At 67.3% G+C, this 17,162-nt stretch carries 15 protein-coding genes; 13 read left to right on the top strand and 2 right to left on the bottom strand.

What is annotated here, in order from left to right:
- A partial coding sequence (locus AX018_RS25255) for a transposase (RefSeq protein ID WP_170146262.1) occupies window positions 1-219 on the bottom strand: 219 nt, incomplete at its 3' end.
- Window positions 220-264: 45 nt separating this feature from the next.
- On the opposite strand from AX018_RS25255, the gene AX018_RS14125 reads away from it, so the two are divergent.
- The 8 genes from AX018_RS14125 (at window position 265) to AX018_RS14095 (ending at window position 9,588) form a co-directional block, all read left to right on the top strand.
- Window positions 265-1,419, top strand: coding sequence for a branched-chain amino acid ABC transporter substrate-binding protein (locus tag AX018_RS14125; protein WP_415842107.1), 1,155 nt, complete (start codon window positions 265-267; stop codon window positions 1,417-1,419).
- Window positions 1,420-1,525: 106 nt separating this feature from the next.
- A complete protein-coding gene (locus tag AX018_RS14120; RefSeq protein WP_111878136.1) occupies window positions 1,526-1,771 on the top strand; it encodes a hypothetical protein in 246 nt (81 codons plus the stop codon).
- A 39-nt stretch (window positions 1,772-1,810) separates the two neighbouring features.
- Window positions 1,811-3,244 carry a tRNA adenosine(34) deaminase TadA gene (tadA, locus tag AX018_RS14115; RefSeq protein WP_111878133.1) on the top strand — a complete coding sequence of 478 codons (1,434 nt, stop codon included), beginning with the start codon at window positions 1,811-1,813 and terminating at the stop codon, window positions 3,242-3,244.
- Between the two features lie 137 nt (window positions 3,245-3,381).
- Entirely contained in the window at window positions 3,382-4,386 is a 1,005-nt protein-coding gene (locus tag AX018_RS14110; protein ID WP_111878131.1) for an LD-carboxypeptidase, read from the top strand.
- Window positions 4,387-4,662: 276 nt separating this feature from the next.
- Window positions 4,663-6,255: a glycoside hydrolase family 28 protein gene (locus AX018_RS14105; RefSeq protein WP_111878128.1), complete on the top strand. Its 1,593-nt coding sequence runs from the start codon at window positions 4,663-4,665 to the stop codon at window positions 6,253-6,255.
- A gap of 166 nt (window positions 6,256-6,421) precedes the next feature.
- The gene (locus AX018_RS14100) at window positions 6,422-7,744 is read left to right on the top strand and encodes a right-handed parallel beta-helix repeat-containing protein (RefSeq protein ID WP_111878126.1); all 1,323 of its coding nucleotides are present in this window, start codon (window positions 6,422-6,424) and stop codon (window positions 7,742-7,744) included.
- 156 nt (window positions 7,745-7,900) lie between these two features.
- Window positions 7,901-8,146, top strand: coding sequence for a hypothetical protein (locus AX018_RS24840; protein ID WP_146749320.1), 246 nt, complete (start codon window positions 7,901-7,903; stop codon window positions 8,144-8,146).
- A gap of 2 nt (window positions 8,147-8,148) precedes the next feature.
- Window positions 8,149-9,588, top strand: a complete 1,440-nt coding sequence (locus tag AX018_RS14095) for a neprosin family prolyl endopeptidase (protein WP_111878124.1) — start codon at window positions 8,149-8,151, stop codon at window positions 9,586-9,588.
- A gap of 80 nt (window positions 9,589-9,668) precedes the next feature.
- Here AX018_RS14095 and AX018_RS24835 read toward each other — a convergent pair whose 3' ends face one another.
- Window positions 9,669-9,905: a hypothetical protein gene (locus AX018_RS24835; protein ID WP_146749319.1), complete on the bottom strand. Its 237-nt coding sequence runs from the start codon at window positions 9,903-9,905 to the stop codon at window positions 9,669-9,671.
- Between the two features lie 74 nt (window positions 9,906-9,979).
- Here AX018_RS24835 and AX018_RS14090 point away from each other — a divergent pair, with 74 nt between their 5' ends.
- From AX018_RS14090 to AX018_RS14070, 5 genes are all read left to right on the top strand, one after another.
- Window positions 9,980-11,422 (top strand): neprosin family prolyl endopeptidase, encoded by a 1,443-nt coding sequence (locus AX018_RS14090; RefSeq protein ID WP_170146261.1) that lies wholly within the window; start codon window positions 9,980-9,982, stop codon window positions 11,420-11,422.
- Between the two features lie 266 nt (window positions 11,423-11,688).
- Window positions 11,689-12,441: a hypothetical protein gene (locus AX018_RS14085; protein ID WP_146749318.1), complete on the top strand. Its 753-nt coding sequence runs from the start codon at window positions 11,689-11,691 to the stop codon at window positions 12,439-12,441.
- On the top strand, window positions 12,442-13,125 hold the full coding sequence (locus AX018_RS14080; RefSeq protein ID WP_111878116.1) for a neprosin family prolyl endopeptidase: 684 nt from the start codon (window positions 12,442-12,444) through the stop codon (window positions 13,123-13,125).
- A gap of 454 nt (window positions 13,126-13,579) precedes the next feature.
- Window positions 13,580-14,530: an adenylate/guanylate cyclase domain-containing protein gene (locus tag AX018_RS14075; protein ID WP_111878113.1), complete on the top strand. Its 951-nt coding sequence runs from the start codon at window positions 13,580-13,582 to the stop codon at window positions 14,528-14,530.
- A 51-nt stretch (window positions 14,531-14,581) separates the two neighbouring features.
- Window positions 14,582-17,134 (top strand): penicillin acylase family protein, encoded by a 2,553-nt coding sequence (locus AX018_RS14070; protein WP_111878110.1) that lies wholly within the window; start codon window positions 14,582-14,584, stop codon window positions 17,132-17,134.
- The last annotated feature ends 28 nt before the right edge of the window (window positions 17,135-17,162 follow it).

The raw sequence follows: 17,162 nt of genomic DNA, 5'->3' as shown, positions 1-17,162 counted from the left end.
CCACTTGCGCCAGTACGCATAGACGTTGTGCCACTTGGGGAACTGCGGCGGCAGATAGCGCCACTGACAACCCGTGCGAAGCAGGTACAGCACTGCACAGAACACTTCGTACAGATCCAGCTTGATCGGTTTGGTGCTGCGCCGAACGCTGCGCAGCAGCGGCTCGATCTCGGCAAACTTCTCTCTACTGATGTCGCTTGGGTATGGCTTTCTTTTCACCCCAGGATTGTCGGGGGAGATCGTAAACACGCTCTGAGAGTGCCCATCGCTTCCCGCCTTCGTTCCACGCTGCACCGCACCGCCATCGCCAGCGGCCTTGCCCTGGCCTTCGCCGCCATCCCCGCCGGCGCCCAGGACGTGCAGACCGTCAAGATCGGCCATGCCGGCCCCATCTCGGGCGGCATCGCCCACATCGGCAAGGACACCGAGAACGGCGTGCGCATGGCGGTGAACGACCTCAACGCCCAGAACCTCGTGATCGGCGGCAAGAAGATCCACTTCGAGATCGCCGCGGAGGACGATGCCGGCGAGCCGCGCCAGGCCACGGCCATCGCGCAGAAGCTCTGCGACTCCAAGGTGGCCGGCGTGGTGGGCCACCTGCAGTCGGGCACCTCGATCCCGGCCTCGTCCCTCTACGACAAGTGCGGCCTGCCGCACATCACGGCGGCGGCCACCAACCCCGACCTGACCAAGCCCGGCTACAAGACCACCTTCCGCCTCATCGCCAACGACAGCGCCCTGGGCGCGGCGCTGGCCATCTACGCGGCCGACCACCTCAAGCTCAAGACGGTGGCCATCATCGACGACCGCACCGCCTATGGCCAGGGCGTGGCCCAGGTGTTCAGGGCCACGGCGCTGCAAAAGGGCCTGAAGGTGGTGGCCGACGAGTTCACCAACGACAAAGCCACTGACTTCATGCCCATCCTCACGGCGATCAAGCCCAGGAAGCCCGACGGCATCTTCTACGGCGGCCTCGACGCGCAGGCCGGCCCCATGCTGCGCCAGATGGAGCAGCTCGGCCTGGGGCAGGTCAGGTTCTTCGGCGGCGACGCGCTGTGCACCGAGAAGCTGCCCGACCTCGCCAGCAAGGTCGCCGCGCTCAAGAACGTGACCTGCGCCACGGGCGGCGCCTCGGTCGCCAGGATGCAGGGCGGCGCCGAGTGGAAGAAGCGCTACGACGCCCAGTTCCCCGGCCAGTTCCAGATCTACAGCCCCTATGCCTACGACGCCGCCATGGTGCTGGTGGACGCGATGAAGCGCGCCGACTCGGTGGACCCGAAGGTGTACACGCCCTTCATCGCCAAGACCCAGTACAAGGGCGTGACGGCCAATGTGGCGTTCACCCCCAAGGGCGAGCTGACCACCCCCGCCGTGACCCTCTACCACTATCCCGCCAATGCGCGCGTGGCGCTGAACTGAGCCGGCTTTCGCTACAGTGGCGTGCCGCGTCCGGGGAACCGGGCGCGGCACGCTTTTTTTTCGGCCCGCCGGGCGCCTGGCGCCGGGCCTTCAGGAGATGAACGGTATGCGCATGGCATTCGGACTGGTGGGCCTGCTCGTGGCCCTGGTGGTGGTGGCCGTGCTGGCCAAAAAGCAGCTCGACGCCACGCGCGTGGCCGTGCCCCCGGTGCCGGGCGTGCAGCAGCCGGCGGAGGGCGCTTCCGCCCCGAGCGTGCGCGCGCAGAGCCAGCAGGTGCAGCAGCAGGTGCGCCAGCAGATGGAGTCGCTCATGCAGCAGGCGCGGCCCATGCCGGAAGACGAATCCAAGTAAAAAGGCCTCGATGTCGCCGTATCTGCTGCATGAGTAGCTATGAATAATGTAGCAATCCACACCCCGGACGGCTCCGCGCGGCCGCGCGCGGACGACGAGGCCTGGATGCGCCTCGCGCTGGCCGAGGCCGCCGAGGCCGCCGCGCGCGGCGAGGTGCCCGTGGGGGCCGTGGTGGTGAAGGACGGCGTGCCGATCGCCTCCGGCCGCAATGCGCCCATCGGTGCGCACGACCCCACCGCCCACGCCGAGATCGTCGCGCTGCGCGCCGCCGCCGCGCGCCTAGGCAACTATCGCTTGGACGGCTGCACGCTCTACGTCACGCTGGAGCCCTGCGCCATGTGCAGCGGCGCCATGCTGCATGCGCGGCTGGCGCGCGTGGTGTACGGCGCGCCGGATGCCAAGACCGGCGCGGCGGGCTCCGTGGTGGACCTGTTCGCCGAGCCGCGCCTGAACCACCACGCGGTGGTCGAGGGCGGCGTGCTCGCGCACGAGTGCGCCGCGCTGCTGGGCGACTTCTTCCGCACGCGGCGGCAGGCGCAGCGCGAGAAGGCGCGCGCCGACCATCCGCTGCGCGACGACGCGCTGCGCACGCCCGACGCGCGCTTCGCCGGGCTGCCCGATTTCCCCTGGGAGCCGCGCTACGTCAGCGACCTGCCCGCCCTGGCCGGCCTGCGGATGCACTACCTGGACGAAGGCCCCCGCGACGCGCGGCGCACCTGGCTGTGCCTGCACGGCGTGGGCACCTGGGGCTACCTGTATCGGCACATGCTGCCGGTGTTCCTCGAAGCGGGCGACCGCGTGGTCGTGCCCGACCTGATCGGCTTCGGCCGCAGCGACAAGCCCAAGAAAGAGGCGGGGCACACGCTGGCCTGGCACCGGCAGGTGCTGGCCGAGCTTGCCGAGGGGCTCGACCTGCGCCGCGCCGTGCTCGTGGTGCAGGGGGAGGGCGGGGCGCCGGGCCTGGCGCTGCCCCCGGCCTGCCCCGACCGCTTCGCCGGCCTGCTCGCGCTCAATGCCTGGGCCGCGCCCGGCGACGGCGCGCCGCTGCCGACCGGCATCGCCGCGTGGCGCAAGGCGCTGGCCGCGCGCCCGGCCGCCGCGCTGCGGCCCTGGCAGGGCCCGGATGCGCCGCCCGAGGCCGTGGCCGCCTATGGCGCGCCGTTTCCCGATGCGGGCTACCGCGCCGCCCTGCGGGCGGGGCTGGCGTGGCTGCCGCCGGATGCCGGCCATCCGGCCGCGGCCATCGCGCGCGAGACCCGGGCCTTCTGGAGGCAGTGGCCGGGCCGGGGCATCGTGGCGGCGGGCGGGCGCGATGCCGTCTGGGGCGCCGCCCTGCTGGCCGATGCCCGGTCGCCGCAGTGCTGGCTGCCCGGGGGCGCCGAGCCCTGGGAGTGGCCCGATGCCGGGCACCTGCTGCCCGAGCGCCACGGCCGCGAACTGGCCGTGCGCGCTGTGGAATACTTCCGCCACTGACCGATCGACCCACGGCCCATGCCGGCGGAAGGCGGCGGCCCCGGGGCTTCGCGGCGCGCGGCCCCTCCCGCTGTCTCTCGTCCATCCCTCCTTTCTTCATCCCATCCGGAGCGGGCCCCGAGGCCCGACTGAACGCCTTGTCCTCCTCCCACCACGACCACGATCACGACCATGCGCACTGCGGCCACGACCACGGCCCGCGCCATATCTACATCTATTCGCCCTCCAGCGCCGTGCGCGACAAGGCCGCCTTCAAGCGCGGCATCGCGCGCCTCAAGGCCCTGGGGCACGAGGTGGAGGTGGATGCGGACGCGCAGGCCGTCCACACCCGGTTCGCGGGCGACGACGCCACCCGCCTCGCGGCCATCCACCGCGCCGCCGCGAGCGGGGCCGACGTGGCCCTCATCACGCGCGGCGGCTACGGGCTCTCGCGGCTGCTGCCCGACATCCGCTACAAGGCCGTGGCCAAGGCCGTGGAGCGCGGCACGCGGTTCGTCGGCCTGAGCGATTTCACGGCCTTCCAGGCCGCGCTGCAGGCCCGGACCGGCGCCATCACCTGGGCCGGCCCCTCGCTGATCAGCGACCTGGGCGCGGAGGGCGAGCCCGACGACATCATGCTGGCCTGCCTGGACGATCTGCTCACGGGCCACGGCGAGGGCGCGGGCTGGCGCATGAACAACGAGAAGCCCGCCGCCGACGGCACGCCCGCGGTGCGCGACCTCTACATCAAGAACGCCACGCTCTGGGGCGGCAACCTCGCCATGCTGTGCTCGCTGGTGGGCACGCCCTACCTGCCCCAGGTCAAGGGCGGCATCCTCTTCGTCGAGGACGTGAGCGAACACCCCTACCGCGTCGAGCGCATGCTCACGCAGCTGCTGCACGCGGGCATCCTCGCGCAGCAGAAGGCCGTGGTGCTGGGCCAGTTCACGGGCTACCAGCTCGCGCCGCACGACAAGGGCTTCAAGCTGCAGACCGTGGTGGACTGGCTGCGCACGCGCATCAAGGCGCCGGTGCTCACCAACCTGCCCTTCGGCCACGTGCCCACCAAGGTGCTGCTGCCGGTGGGCGCGCAGGTGTCGCTGTCGGTGGAGGGGCGCGATGCGCTGCTCTACTGGGGGCATGCGGGCTCCCACGCCCATTGATGCGGGCGTAGCCGGCCACAGGTGTTCCCGCAGCCGCCCCACTGCCAGGGGCCGGGCGGATCGCAGAAGTGCGCTCGCATGTTCGTGGGCGGGGCCCGTTCGCATCGGAGTCAAAATTTTTCACATTTATCTTTTTGTCATAAAAACTTCTGATAAATGTGATGAAAATATTCCTCGGAAAGTTCGCATTTGTTCGTTGTGTTTCGCTTGGATGGCAAGCCATTTCTTGCAGGAAAAAGCACTGTCCACGCGACCGATCTTCCGAGTAATACCGCCATGACCTCTTGCCTGAGATTGCTCGCCGTGCTCGCCGCCTGCGCGATCGGCCCCGTTCATGCCGACGATGCGCCGGTGGTCGCGCAATGGGGCACGGTCTCCGAGCCGGCGTGGCCCGTGACGGTCTATCGGACGTTGCCGGCCAGTCTGACGCCAGTGGACGGATCGATGGATTCGCTCGATGCCAATCCTTCTGCGTCGCAGCCGGACACAGCGAGCATCCAGGACGCGATCGACCACTGTCCCGAGGGGCAAGCCGTCAAGCTGACGACCGGCCTGTCGGGCGAAACGGCCTTTCTCAGCGGCCCGCTGAGGCTGAAGTCGGGCGTCACGTTGTGGATCGACACCAACGTCACGCTGTTCGCCTCGCGCAACCCCAAGGACTACGACAACGGTCCCGGCACGTGCGGCACGGCCACCTCCTCGAACGCCAGGTCGTGCAATCCGCTGATCCTGGCCGACAAGACGACCAATAGCGGCGTCGTGGGGGGCGGCACCATCGACGGCCGCGGCGGCAGTCTGCTGACCAGCGGCCCCAATGCGAGCATGCGCACATGGTGGGACGTGGCGTGGCAGAACCGCACGTCCGGACTCTACCAGCAGACCCCCCGGCTGGTGCAGGTCCAGAATGGCAGCGGCTTCGTGGCGCACGGCATCACGCTGCAGAACTCGGGGGGCTTCCACTTCTGGGCCTATGGTGTCAGCGGGCTGACCGCATGGGGCATCAAGATCCTGACGCCGAGCCTGGCCTACACGAAAGCCAACTACCAGTGCCCGCCCGGCACCACGCCGGATGTCGTGACGCCGGCGACCTGCTTTACGCCGGACACGGCCCAGAACACCGACGGTTTCGACACCGGCTATTCGAGCAACGTGCTGCTCGCGTATTCGTACATCAGCGTGGGTGACGACCACGTGGCGATCAAGTCGAGCTCCGGCGCGGGCGCGCAACGCCATACGTATGCGCACAACCACTTCTACTATGGGCACGGACATTCGATCGGCAGCGAGACGAACGCGGGGGTCAACGACATCGTGGTGACCGATCTGTCGGTGGACGGTTTCGACAGCGGGACGAGCGGCGGCTTGCGGATCAAGTCCGACGCATCGCGCGGCGGCCACGTGTCGAACGTCACGTACCGCCAGGTCTGCATGCGCAACGTCAGCCATCCGTTGACGTTCGACCCGTTCTACAGCGGCAGCTCGAAAGGGGCGCTGTACCCGAACTTCAGCGACATCTCGGTGCAATCGTTCCGCGACCTCGGCAGTGCGAAGTATGGTGGGGGCAGCCTGACGTTCGTCGGCTACACGCGCCACGGCCAGAACAATCCGCTGACGATCACGCTCGACAACGTCGTCTTCGATGGCGTGCAGCCGACGTTTGCGCCCGGCCACAACGGCGGGCCCTCGACCCAGCCGTTCGATGCGCACTTCACGCTGGGGCCCGGGCCGGTCAGCTTCGCATCGTCGATCGTCACGTCCTCGTCCAACAACGTCACGGTCCGCGGCACGCCGGGCAGCGGGGCGGGGATCGATTGCAGCGGAGCGTTCAAGCCGTTGAAGTCGGTGCTGCCTACGTCGTCGCCGATCTAGAGACTTCTGCGAGAGCCCGGGCGTTCGCCACGCGGCTCTTTTCATACTGCTGCGCAAGACCACGCGCTCCGCCGCACCCGGCGGAGCAGGGCGGCCGATGGGCATCCAGCATGCGACGACCTCGACCGGCAAACACCGCCTCTGCCATTCCACCCGAGGAGTCCCCATGAACGACATGCTTCGCCGCGCGACAGCGATGGTGCTTGCCCTTGGCGCACTGCCACTGTCGGCGCGGGCTGCCGATTGGTACATCGCCCCCGGCGGGGCGGACAGCAACCCCGGCACGTATGCCGCGCCGTTCGCCACCGTGATGGCAGCCCAGGCCGCTGCATCGGCGGGAGACACGGTCTACCTGCGCGGCGGGACATACCGCCCGACCAACGACAACGTCAGCGTGACCCAGCCCATCAATGCCATCGTCAACGACATCACCAAAAGCGGGATTTCCTACCTGGCCTACGCCAATGAACGGCCGGTGTTCGATTTCTCCGCGGTCACGCCGGTGGACCGGCGTGTAGTCGCCTTCCGCGTCAAGGCGGACAACTGTGTCTTCTATGGCTTCGACATCGTGGGTGTCCGCATCACGATCGCCGACCGCCACACCCAGTCGGAAGCATTTCTGGTCGAGGGCGGAAACGGCAACCTGTTCGAAAGACTGGCGATCCACGACGGCATGGCGATCGGCTGGTATCTCGTTTCCGGCAGCAACAACCTCGTGCGCAACGTCGATGTCTACAACAACCAGGGCTTGAACAGCTTTTCACACGGCAACATCGATGGTTTCGGCGTGCATCCCATCGACGCGGGAAGCGTGGGCAATGTCATCGAAGGCAGCCGTGCATGGCTCAACAGCGATGACGGCTTCGACCTCATCAATGCGTGGTCCGCAGTCACTTTGCAGAACAACTGGGCGTTCCATAACGGGTTCGATATGAACTCCACGCCATTGGGTGACGGCAATGGCTTCAAGGCGGGCGGCTACGGGCGCAACGGGAGCCCCTATCCGCAGCCGGTGCCGCGCCACGTGATCCGCTTCAACCTGTCGGTGGGCAACCGGTCCAACGGCTTCTATGCCAACCACCATATCGGAGGGCAGGACTGGATCAGCAACACGGCCATCAACAACCGGCGAACCAACTACGACATGCTCTCGACGCTGGCCGACAACCGCACCGACGTCGCGGGCTATGGCCACTATCTCGCCAACAACCTGGGCTACGGAACCCGCACCGAGATCATGAACCTGGGGAGTGCAACGGCCAACAACATCCAGCGCAATTCCTTCTCGATTCCGCTCGCTGCCGCCGCAAGCGACTTTGTCAGCCTCGACGAGCAGCAGCTCATGCGTCCGCGCCAACCCAACGGCGATCTGCCCGAGATCACCTTCGCGACGCTGGCGCCCGGCAGTGCCCTGATCGACGCGGGGGCCGATACGGGTGAGCCCTACAGGGGCCGTGCGCCGGATCTGGGCGCGTTCGAATCGCGATAAAGCACCGTCCACGACCTTGGGAGGAATACACAGGCATCACCCATTACCAGACAGCACCCATCACCTTGGTCGCCTGTGCGATCGGCCCTGTTCATGCCCACGATGCGCCCGCCACAACCCCATGGGGCGGCATAGCCCGCAAGGGTGGCCTGCCGCGTGTTGTCGGCCCGTTTGACGCCGGTTCAGCGGATCAATCGATTCGCCCCCGGTGCCAACCTGTCCGCGTCGCCGCCGGGCAATGCCCTCTGGCTGTTTGGCGACGGCCGTGCGAATTGCAGATCCATGCCAGCGAATCCGATCCAGGCGCTGGAAGGCTTGCAACAAAAAGCATGGATGTTCTCGCCGGTTCCTGCCCCGAGTGAGGCGGGCTGGCGCCTCTCCCTCGATGTCAAAGGATTGTGATCATGCCTACCGGAAACCACACCCTCACGAGCTATCACTTCCCGTTAATCATCACCATCGCGTGCCTGCTCGGATCGGGTGGATACGCATCCGCTTCTTCCGAGAACCGTCCATCGACCACTGCGCCCGACTATGCCTATGTCGACGCGATGATGCCGCCCCTGCCTCCTTCCCGTGGCCTAACGCTGCTGCAGGACGGCAAGACAGCATCCACTACGGCCGAGTTCACCCAGTTCCTGATGGCCTTGAATGCCGCGACCTACCAGCAGATGCTCCCATCTTCCGGCGTTGCGGGTGAGCCTGCGTTCCTGGAGATGAAGCGCTACCTGCAGAACCGCTACAACGGCGTGACCGTGGTGAAATCGTTGAAGCAGGACGGAGCCATCTCCGATTGCATCCCCGTGGGTGAACAGCCCGGGCTGCGCGATGGCAGCGCCGTCGCGAGTCCGCCCCCTGCGAACCCTCACGGAGCGGCCGCGGGTGATTTGACGGCAGGCGAGCAATGCCCACGCGGGACGATTCCGCTTGAACGCATCGGCCTCGACCAGGTGACGCAGTTCGCGACCTTGAAAAAGTTCCTGAGCAAGGGGGCGGCCCCTCGCCCACCGGAAGCCTTGCCGGTTGCCGCTGCCGACGATCCCACCGCAGGGCATCACTACGCGACAACGTACATGGATACCAGAGGTGCTCTCATCGCGGGTGCCGGTGCAGACCTCAATATCTGGAGTCCGGCCTTTGCGACGGGGATCGACCAAATGTCGATCAGCCAGATATGGATCAACAGCAGAGACTTCAAGCAGACCTTGGAGGTTGGCTGGCAGCGGCGACCGAGTTATTCGAAATGGGGGGATAAGTCAATCCTTTTCATCTACTCCACCCAGGACGGCTATGCCACCACCGGTTGCCACAACCTGGAATGCGGCCAGTTCGTTCAGACCGCCTCGGGGAACGTGTTCGGCGTTGCTTTTGCACCCAACCGCTACAGCGTGAAGAATGGCGCACAGGGCGTGGTGAAGGTGGCGTTCGAGCGGAACCAGGACGGCAACTGGTGGTTGAATGTCGATGGCAATTGGATTGGTTATTACAAGGCCAACCTCTACAGGGGCGATCTGGCATCGCCCAGCGCGTCGATCGTCATCAGCGCCGGCGGTGAAGCCTCCCCCGATGACGGCTCTGCGAGCCTTCCCATGGGCAGCGGCGCATTCGCCGCCAGTGGCTACAGGCAGGCGGCGTTCCAAGCCAATCATTTCTACATCGACGACAGCCTGAAGGCATATGCCGTCACCAACCTGGCGAACTTCTCTGTCCCTGACCCCCGTTGCTACACCATTGCAGTGGCGGGGCTGAGCTACGACGGAGCCTATACCGGCGTGAGCCGCACCACCCCGTCGCCCGAGATGACGACCGGCGGCTTCTACTTCGGCGGACCGGGTTGCCACTGACGTTTTCGAGCTGTCGTTGGCTATAGCGGCACGATCGGCGCCGGTGGTCACGGTACCGATCGTGCCGATCGATGCGCCCGTCATGACAACTGCTTGAGCAGGCTTTTCGAGCCGGCGTGGCTGGAAATGGTGGTTTGTCGGGTGTTATCGACCTGTTTGACGCCGGTTCGGCGGATCACCCCGATCCGCTTCGACGCCAACCCGTCCACGTCGCCGCCGGGCAAGGCCCTCGGGCGGTCTGGCGACGGCCGTGTGAATTGACGATCCATGCCAGTCAATCCGACCCAGGCGCTGGAAGCGCTTGCAACAGAGAGCATGGATGTCCTCGCCGGTTCCCGCCCCGCGGGCGGTGGGCTGGCGCTCCCTCCCTCGATGTCAAAGGATTGTGATCATGCCTACCGGAAACCACACCCTCACGGGCCCTCGCTTCCCGTCAATCATCGCCATCGCGTGCCTGCTCGGATCGGGTGGATATGCATCCGCTTCTTCCGAGAACCGTCCATCGACCGCTGGTCCCGACTATGACTATGTCGACGCGATGATGCTGCCCCTGCCGCCTTTCCATGGCCCAACGCTGCTGCAGGATGGCAAGACAGCATCCACTACGGCCGAGTTCACCCAGTTCCTGGTGGCCTTGAATGCCGCGACCTACCAGCAGGTGCCCCCATCTTCCGGCGTTGCGGGTGAGGCTGCGTTCCTGGAGATGAAGCGCTATCTGCAGAACCGTTACAACGGCGTGACGGTGGTGCAATCGTTGAAGCAGGACGGAGCCATCTCCGATTGCATTCCCGTGGGTGAACAGCCCGGGCTGCGCGATGGCAGCGCCGTCGCGAGTCCGCCCTCTGCGAACCCCCACGGATCGGCCGTCAGCGAGTTGACGGCGGGTGAGCAATGCCCACGCGGGGCGATTCCGCTTGAACGCATCGGCCTCGATCAGTTGACGCATTTCGCGACCTTGAAGCAGTTCTTGAGCAAGGGCGCACTCCCTCGCCCACCGGGAGCCTCGCCGGTTTCCGCCGCTGAGACATTCACTGCGATACACCACTACGCGTCGATATACGAGGACACGGCAGGCGCGCTCATCGCGGGTGCCGGTGCGGACCTCAATATCTGGAATCCGGCCTTTGCCACGGCGAACGACTACCTGTCGATAAGCCAGATATGGCTGGTCAGCGCGGACTTTCAGCAGAGTTTGGAAGTCGGCTGGCGGAGGCAGCCGGGTTATCCGAACTGGGGGGACAAATCGATCCTTTTCATCTACTCCACCCAGGACGGCTATGCCAGTACCGGTTGCCACAACCTGGAATGCGGCCAGTTCGTTCAGACCGCTTCGGGGAACGTATTCGGCGTTGCTTTTGCCGCCAACCGCTACAGCGTGAAGAATGGCACGCAGGGCATGGTCAAGGTGGCGTTCAAGCGCAACTCGGACGGCAACTGGTGGCTGAGTGTCGACGGCCATTGGATTGGTTACTACAAGGCAAGCCTCTATACCGGCGGCGACTTGGCATCGCCCAGTGCGTCGACCCGCATCAGTGCTGGTGGTGAAACCCACGCCTATGCCAACGCCCCGAGCACGCCCATGGGCAGCGGCGTATTCGCGGCCAAGGGCTACAGGCAGGCGGCGTTCCAAGCCAATCATTTCTACATTGACGACAGCTTGAAGACACATGCCTTGACCAACCTGACAGGCTTCGCTGTCACCAACCCCGACTGCTACACCATGGCCGTGGCGGGGCTGAGCTACAACAGATCCAGTACCGGCGTGAGCCGCATCACCCCATCGCCCGAGATGACGACCAGCGGCTTCTACTTCGGCGGACCGGGCTGCCACTGACGTTGTCGACGCGCTGTCGTGGGTAACGGCGGCAGCGTGTCGGAGCACCGGCGGTCACGAGATTTGCCCGGCGCCAATCTGTCCACGTCGCCGCCGGGCAAGGCCCTCGGGCTGCCTGGCGACGGCCATGCGAATTGCAGATCCATGCCAGGGAATCCGACCCAGGTGCTGGAAGGCTCGCAGCCGAAAGCATGGATGTCCTCGCCGGTTCCTGCCCCGCGGGTGGTGGGCTGGCGCCTCTCCCACGATGTCAAAGGATTGTGATCATGCCTACCGGAAACCATACCTCCACGAGCCATCGCTTCCCGTTAATCATCACCATCGCTTGCCTGCTTGGATCGGGTGGATACGCATCCGCTTCTCCTGAAAATCGTCCATCGACCGCTGCTCCCGACAATGGTTACGTCGATGCGATGATGCCCCCTCTGCCTCCTTCCCGTGGTCCAACGCTGCTGCAGGATGGCAAGACAGCATCCACTACGGCCGAGTTCACCCAGTTCCTGTTGGCCTTGAATGCCGCGACCTACCAGCAGGTGCCCCCATCTTCCGGCGTTGCGGGCGAGTCCGCGTTCCTGGAGATGAAGCGCTACCTGCAGAACCGCTACCACGACGTGACGGTGGTGCAATCGTTGAAGCAGGACGGAGCTACTTCTGATTGCATTCCCGTGGGTGAACAGCCCGGGCTGCGCGATGGCAGTGCCGTCGCGAATCCGCCCTCCGCGAACCCCCACGGATCGGCCGTCAGCGAGTTGACGGCGGGTGAGCAATGCCCACGCGGGACGATCCCGCTTGAACGCATCGGCCTCGACCAGTTGACGCAGTTCGCGACCTTGAAAAAATTCCTGAGCAAGGGCGCGGCTCCCCGTCGACCGGGAGCTGCGGCGGTTTCCGCTGCCGAGGAGTCTCCCGAGATACACCACTTCGCACAGATGTTCGCGGACACCCAAGGCGCGCTCATCGCGGGTGCTGGCGCGGACCTCAATATCTGGAATCCGGCCTTTGTCACGGCGAACGACTAAATGTCGATAAGCCAGATATGGGTCATGAGCGCAGACTCCGTGCAGACCCTTGAGGTTGGCTGGCAGCGGCGACCGAGTTATCCGAAATGGGGGAACAAGTCGATCCTTTTCATCTACTCCACCCAGAACGGCTACAGGACCGGTTGCCACAACCTGGAATGCGGCCAGTTCGTTCAGACCGCTTCGGGGAACGTGTTTGGCGTTGCTTTTGCCGCCAACCGCTACAGCGTGAAGAATGGCGCGCAGGGCGTGGTGAAGGTGGCGTTCGAGCGGAACCAGGACGGCAACTGGTGGCTGAGTGTCGACGGCCATTGGATTGGTTACTACAAGGCAAGCCTCTACACCGGCGGTGACTTGGCATCGCCCAATGCATCGATCGCCTTCTGGGCTGGCGGCGAAACCTACGCCGATGACAACGCCCCGAGCACGCCCATGGGTAGCGGCGCATTTGCTGCCAGCGGCTACAGGCAGGCGGCGTTCCAAGCCAACCATTTCTACATCGACGACAGTTTGAAGGCACATGCCGTAACCCACCTGAAAGACGTCAGCTCGACCGCCCCCCGCTGCTATACCGTGGCAGTGGCGGGACTGAGCTACGACAGCGGCACCGGCGTGAGCCGCACCACCCCGTCGCCCGAGATGACGACTGGCGGCTTCTACTTCGGCGGACCGGGTTGCCACTGAGGGTTTCGACGCACTGCCGTTGGCAACGGCGACAGTGCGCCGGCATCTCGATTCCCCGAAGTACAACGTCTTGACCCAGGTCAGGTCAATGGCACCGATGCATGCACGAGCGGCTGCGGTGACTCCGCCGCTGCCAGGAGACAAGCCATCAAAGAGCCGGCACACGGGGGATGCAACAGCGCTGCCGCCTCAGGCCAAGGCAATGCAATGCGGCTGTCCCTCTGGCTGCAAAGCCGACCGGGATGCGCCGGCGCGAGGAACCCCGGGCCGGGGGCTTTCCGGGGCGCCCGGAAACTCTGAATCTCTGGTGGCGAATGCCACGGTAGCACCCCATAATCCAAAGCCCGCGCCGACCTTTCTTCCCTGCCGTGCCACGCTGTCCCTCACCCCTTCGCCACTGCCTTGCGCGACTGCGCCGCGCCGGCCGCGCGCAGCCCTGGGGAGGCTGCCTGCCATGAAGACCGTGCTGCACACCGTGGTGTTCTCCGACATCGTCGGCACCACGGCGCTGTTCGAGACCCATGGCAATGCGCGGGCGGCGGCAACCGTGACGTGGCTCACCGAATGGATCGCCGCGGTGATGGTCGTGCATGGCGGGCGCGTGGTGAAGACCCTGGGCGACGGCGTGCTGGCCGTCTTCCCCAGGCCGGCGGTGGCGGTGGAGGCCGTGGTGGACATGGTCCGGCGCCACCACGAGCGGCCCGGGCAGAGCGGGCTGAGCATGGACCTGCGCGTGGGCATGGCCCATGGCGAGGTGGTGGAGATGGACGGCGACACCTACGGCGATGCGGTGAATGTCGCCGCCCGCCTGTGCGAGCGGGCCGGCCCGCGGGAGATCTGGGCCGATGCCGCCGTGGCGCGGCTCGCCGGGCCGGTCGATGGCACGGCCTATGTGCGCCTGGGGCAGCTCGAACTGCGGGGGCGCACCGAGCCGCTGATGGTCCACCAGGTGGATTGGCGGCAGGGCGAAGAGCACGGCCTCATCACGCAGCACGCAGACCTGCCGAGCAGCGTCACTCCGCTGGAGGCCGCCAGCGCGCGCATCGAGCTGGGCTGGGGCGGCAGCTTCCGGGCCTTCGGGGCCGCCGACGGCCCGGTGCAGGTGGGGAGGTCTTCGCAGGTTCCGGTGCGGCTGGCCGACTCGCGGGTGTCGCGCCTGCATGCGCGCATCGAGTGGCGCGGCGGCACCATCACGTTCATCGACATGAGCAGTTTTGGAAGCTGGGTCCGGTTCGACGGCAGCGCGGCCGTGGTGGCGCTGCGGCGCGATGCCTGCGTGCTGCATGGCAGCGGGCAGATCGCGCTGGGCGTGCCGTTCGGGCGGCCCGATACGCCCACCGTCGGCTTCGGGGTGACCGATACCGACGCGCCGGAGACCTGGGACACGCTGGCGCCGCACCACTGAACGCATGCGGGCTGCATGACAATGGCGCCCTCGCAAGACGGGTGTGATGCAATGGAAATCCGAAAGAAGATCGGCGGCTCCTGGTGGCGGGTGCTCGCCGTGGGCGTGGTGGCGGTGGCGCTGCTCGCGGGCGCCGCGCTGGCCTGGTATGTGCAGCGCAGCTTTCCGGCCCTGGATGGGCGCTTGCAGGCGCCGGGGTTGTCGGCGCCCGTGCAGGTGCGGCGCGATCCTTCCGACGTGACCCACATCGAGGCCGCGTCGCCCCGGGATCTGTGGTTTGCCACGGGCTACCTGCACGCCCAGGAGCGCACCTGGCAGCTGGAGTTCAACCGCCGCCTCATGCGCGGCCAGCTCTCGGAGGTGTTCGGCCCCGCCACGCTGGAGACCGACAAGCTCATGCGCGCGCTCGACATCATCGGCGCGGCGCGGAGGCAGTACGCCGGGCTGCCGGCGGAGGCGCGCGACGCGCTGCAGGCCTACAGCCAGGGCATCCGGAGCTTTCACCAGCATCGCACCCAGGCCCTGCCGCCCGAATTCCCGTTGCTGGGCGTGGTGCCCGGCGGGGCCGGGGGCGCGGACGCGGCCTGGCTGCCCGAGGACAGCATGGGCTGGGCCCTCATGATGGCCCTGGACATGGGGGGCAACTGGGGGCAGGAGTTCACGCGCCTGTCCCTGGCCCGGGTGCTCGATACGCAGCGCCTCTGGCAGGCGCTGCCGCCCTATCCGGGCGAGGCGCCCGCCACCGCCGTGGACCTGGCCGCGCTCTACCGTGGCCTGGGGGTGTACCGCTCCGGGGGCGATGCGCCGGCATCCACGTCGGATGCGGCGGGTGCCGCGGGCACGGCGGTGCCGCTGGCCCTGCTGGGCGATGGCGCGCGCCAGTGGCTGGAGTGGTCGCGGGCCCTGGTGCGCGATGCTGGCACGAACGAGGGCAAGGGCAGCAACAACTGGGTCGTGGCGGGTTCGCGGACGGCCAGCGGCAAGCCGCTGCTGGCCAACGATCCGCACCTGGGCCTGTCGGCGCCCGCCATCTGGTACTACGCGGCCTTGCACGCCCCGGCGGGCCGTGCCTCCGACGGCACGCCCATTCCTCCCACGGAGGTGATCGGCGGCATGCTGCCGGGCCTGCCGTTCGTGGTGCTGGGCCGCACCGCGCGCGTGGCCTGGGGCTTCACGAACACCAGCCCCGACGTGCAGGACCTGTACCTGGAGCAGATCGACCCGTCCAACCCGCGCCGCTACCGCACCCCCGAGGGCTGGGCCGATTTCGGGGTGCGTACCGAAACCATCCGCGTCAAGGGCCAGCCCGATGCCGTCGTGACCTTGCGCTCCACGCGCCACGGGCCGGTGCTGAGCGATGCCCAGGCCTCGCATGCCGCGCTGATCGACCTGGGGCGGTACGCCATCGCGCTGCGCTGGAGCGCCCTGGACGCCGACAACCAGACGGTGCTTGCCGGCCTCAAGCTCAACCATGCGGAGTCGGTGGACGGGCTGTTCCAGGCGCTGTCGTACTACCACTCGCCCATGCAGAACGTGGTGGCCGCCGACGTGCAGGGCCGCATCGCCTTCAAGGCCGTGGGCCGCGTGCCCGTGCGCGGCGAGGCCCACGACCTGCGCGGCGTGGCACCCGCGCCCGGATGGGACGCCCGCTACGACTGGCAGGGCTGGCTGCCCTATGCCGACACCCCGCAGGACGACGGCGCGAAGGGCTGGATCGCCACGGCCAACCAGCGCGTCACGGCCGAGGGCTATGCGCACTTCATCACCCAGGACTGGGCGCTGCCCTACCGCTACGAGCGCATCGCGCAGCAGCTGGACGCCGTGCCCCGCCATGACATGGCGAGCATGCAGCGGCTGCAGGGCGACGTGGTCTCGCTGGCCACGCTGCGCCTGCTGCCGCACCTGCGGCGGGCACTGCAGGGCCATGCCCATCCCCTGGCCGGGGCGGTGGCGGCGCAGCTGGAGGGGTTCGACGGCGCGATGCGGGCCGACCGCGCGGCGCCCCTCGTCTTCGCCGCCTGGGTGGACGAGCTGGCGCGGGGCACCATCGCCGCGCGCATCGGGGCCGAGCGCTTCGAGGCCACCTATGGCAAGCGCGACTACCGCGCGGGCCTGGAGGGCATCCTGGAGCGCGGCGATGCGTGGTGGTGCCAGCCCACGACCTGCGAGCGCCAGTCCGCCGATGCCCTGGCCCGGGCGCTCGACCGGCTGCAGGCCGCGCAGGGGGCCGATCCCGCCCGCTGGCGCTGGGGCGTGGCGCACCCGGCGCTGAGCGTTCACCGCCCCTTCGGCAGCGTGCCGGCGCTGGCGCGCTTCTTCGACGTGCGGGTGCCATCGCCCGGAGATGCCTACACGGTCAACGTGGGGCAGTACGACGCGGGCAATGCCTCGGGGCCGTTCGTCAACCGGCACGCGGCCTCGCTGCGCGCGGTGTACGACCTGGCCGACCTGGAGCAGTCGCTCTTCATCTACCAGACCGGGCAGAGCGGGCTGGTGTTCTCGCCGCGCTACCGCGACATGCGCGAGGCCTGGGTGGGGGGCGGCTACCGGCCCCTGCAGCTGCGGCCGCAGCGCTGGGTGCATGCGCTCACCCTGAATCCCTGAGCCCGGCAAGCCCGGGGCGGGGCAGGGC

Origin of the sequence: Paracidovorax anthurii, from assembly GCF_003269065.1 — a bacterium.
Taxonomy (GTDB): Bacteria; Pseudomonadota; Gammaproteobacteria; order Burkholderiales; family Burkholderiaceae_C; genus Paracidovorax; species Paracidovorax anthurii.
This window is presented reverse-complemented; position numbering and strand designations above follow the sequence as displayed.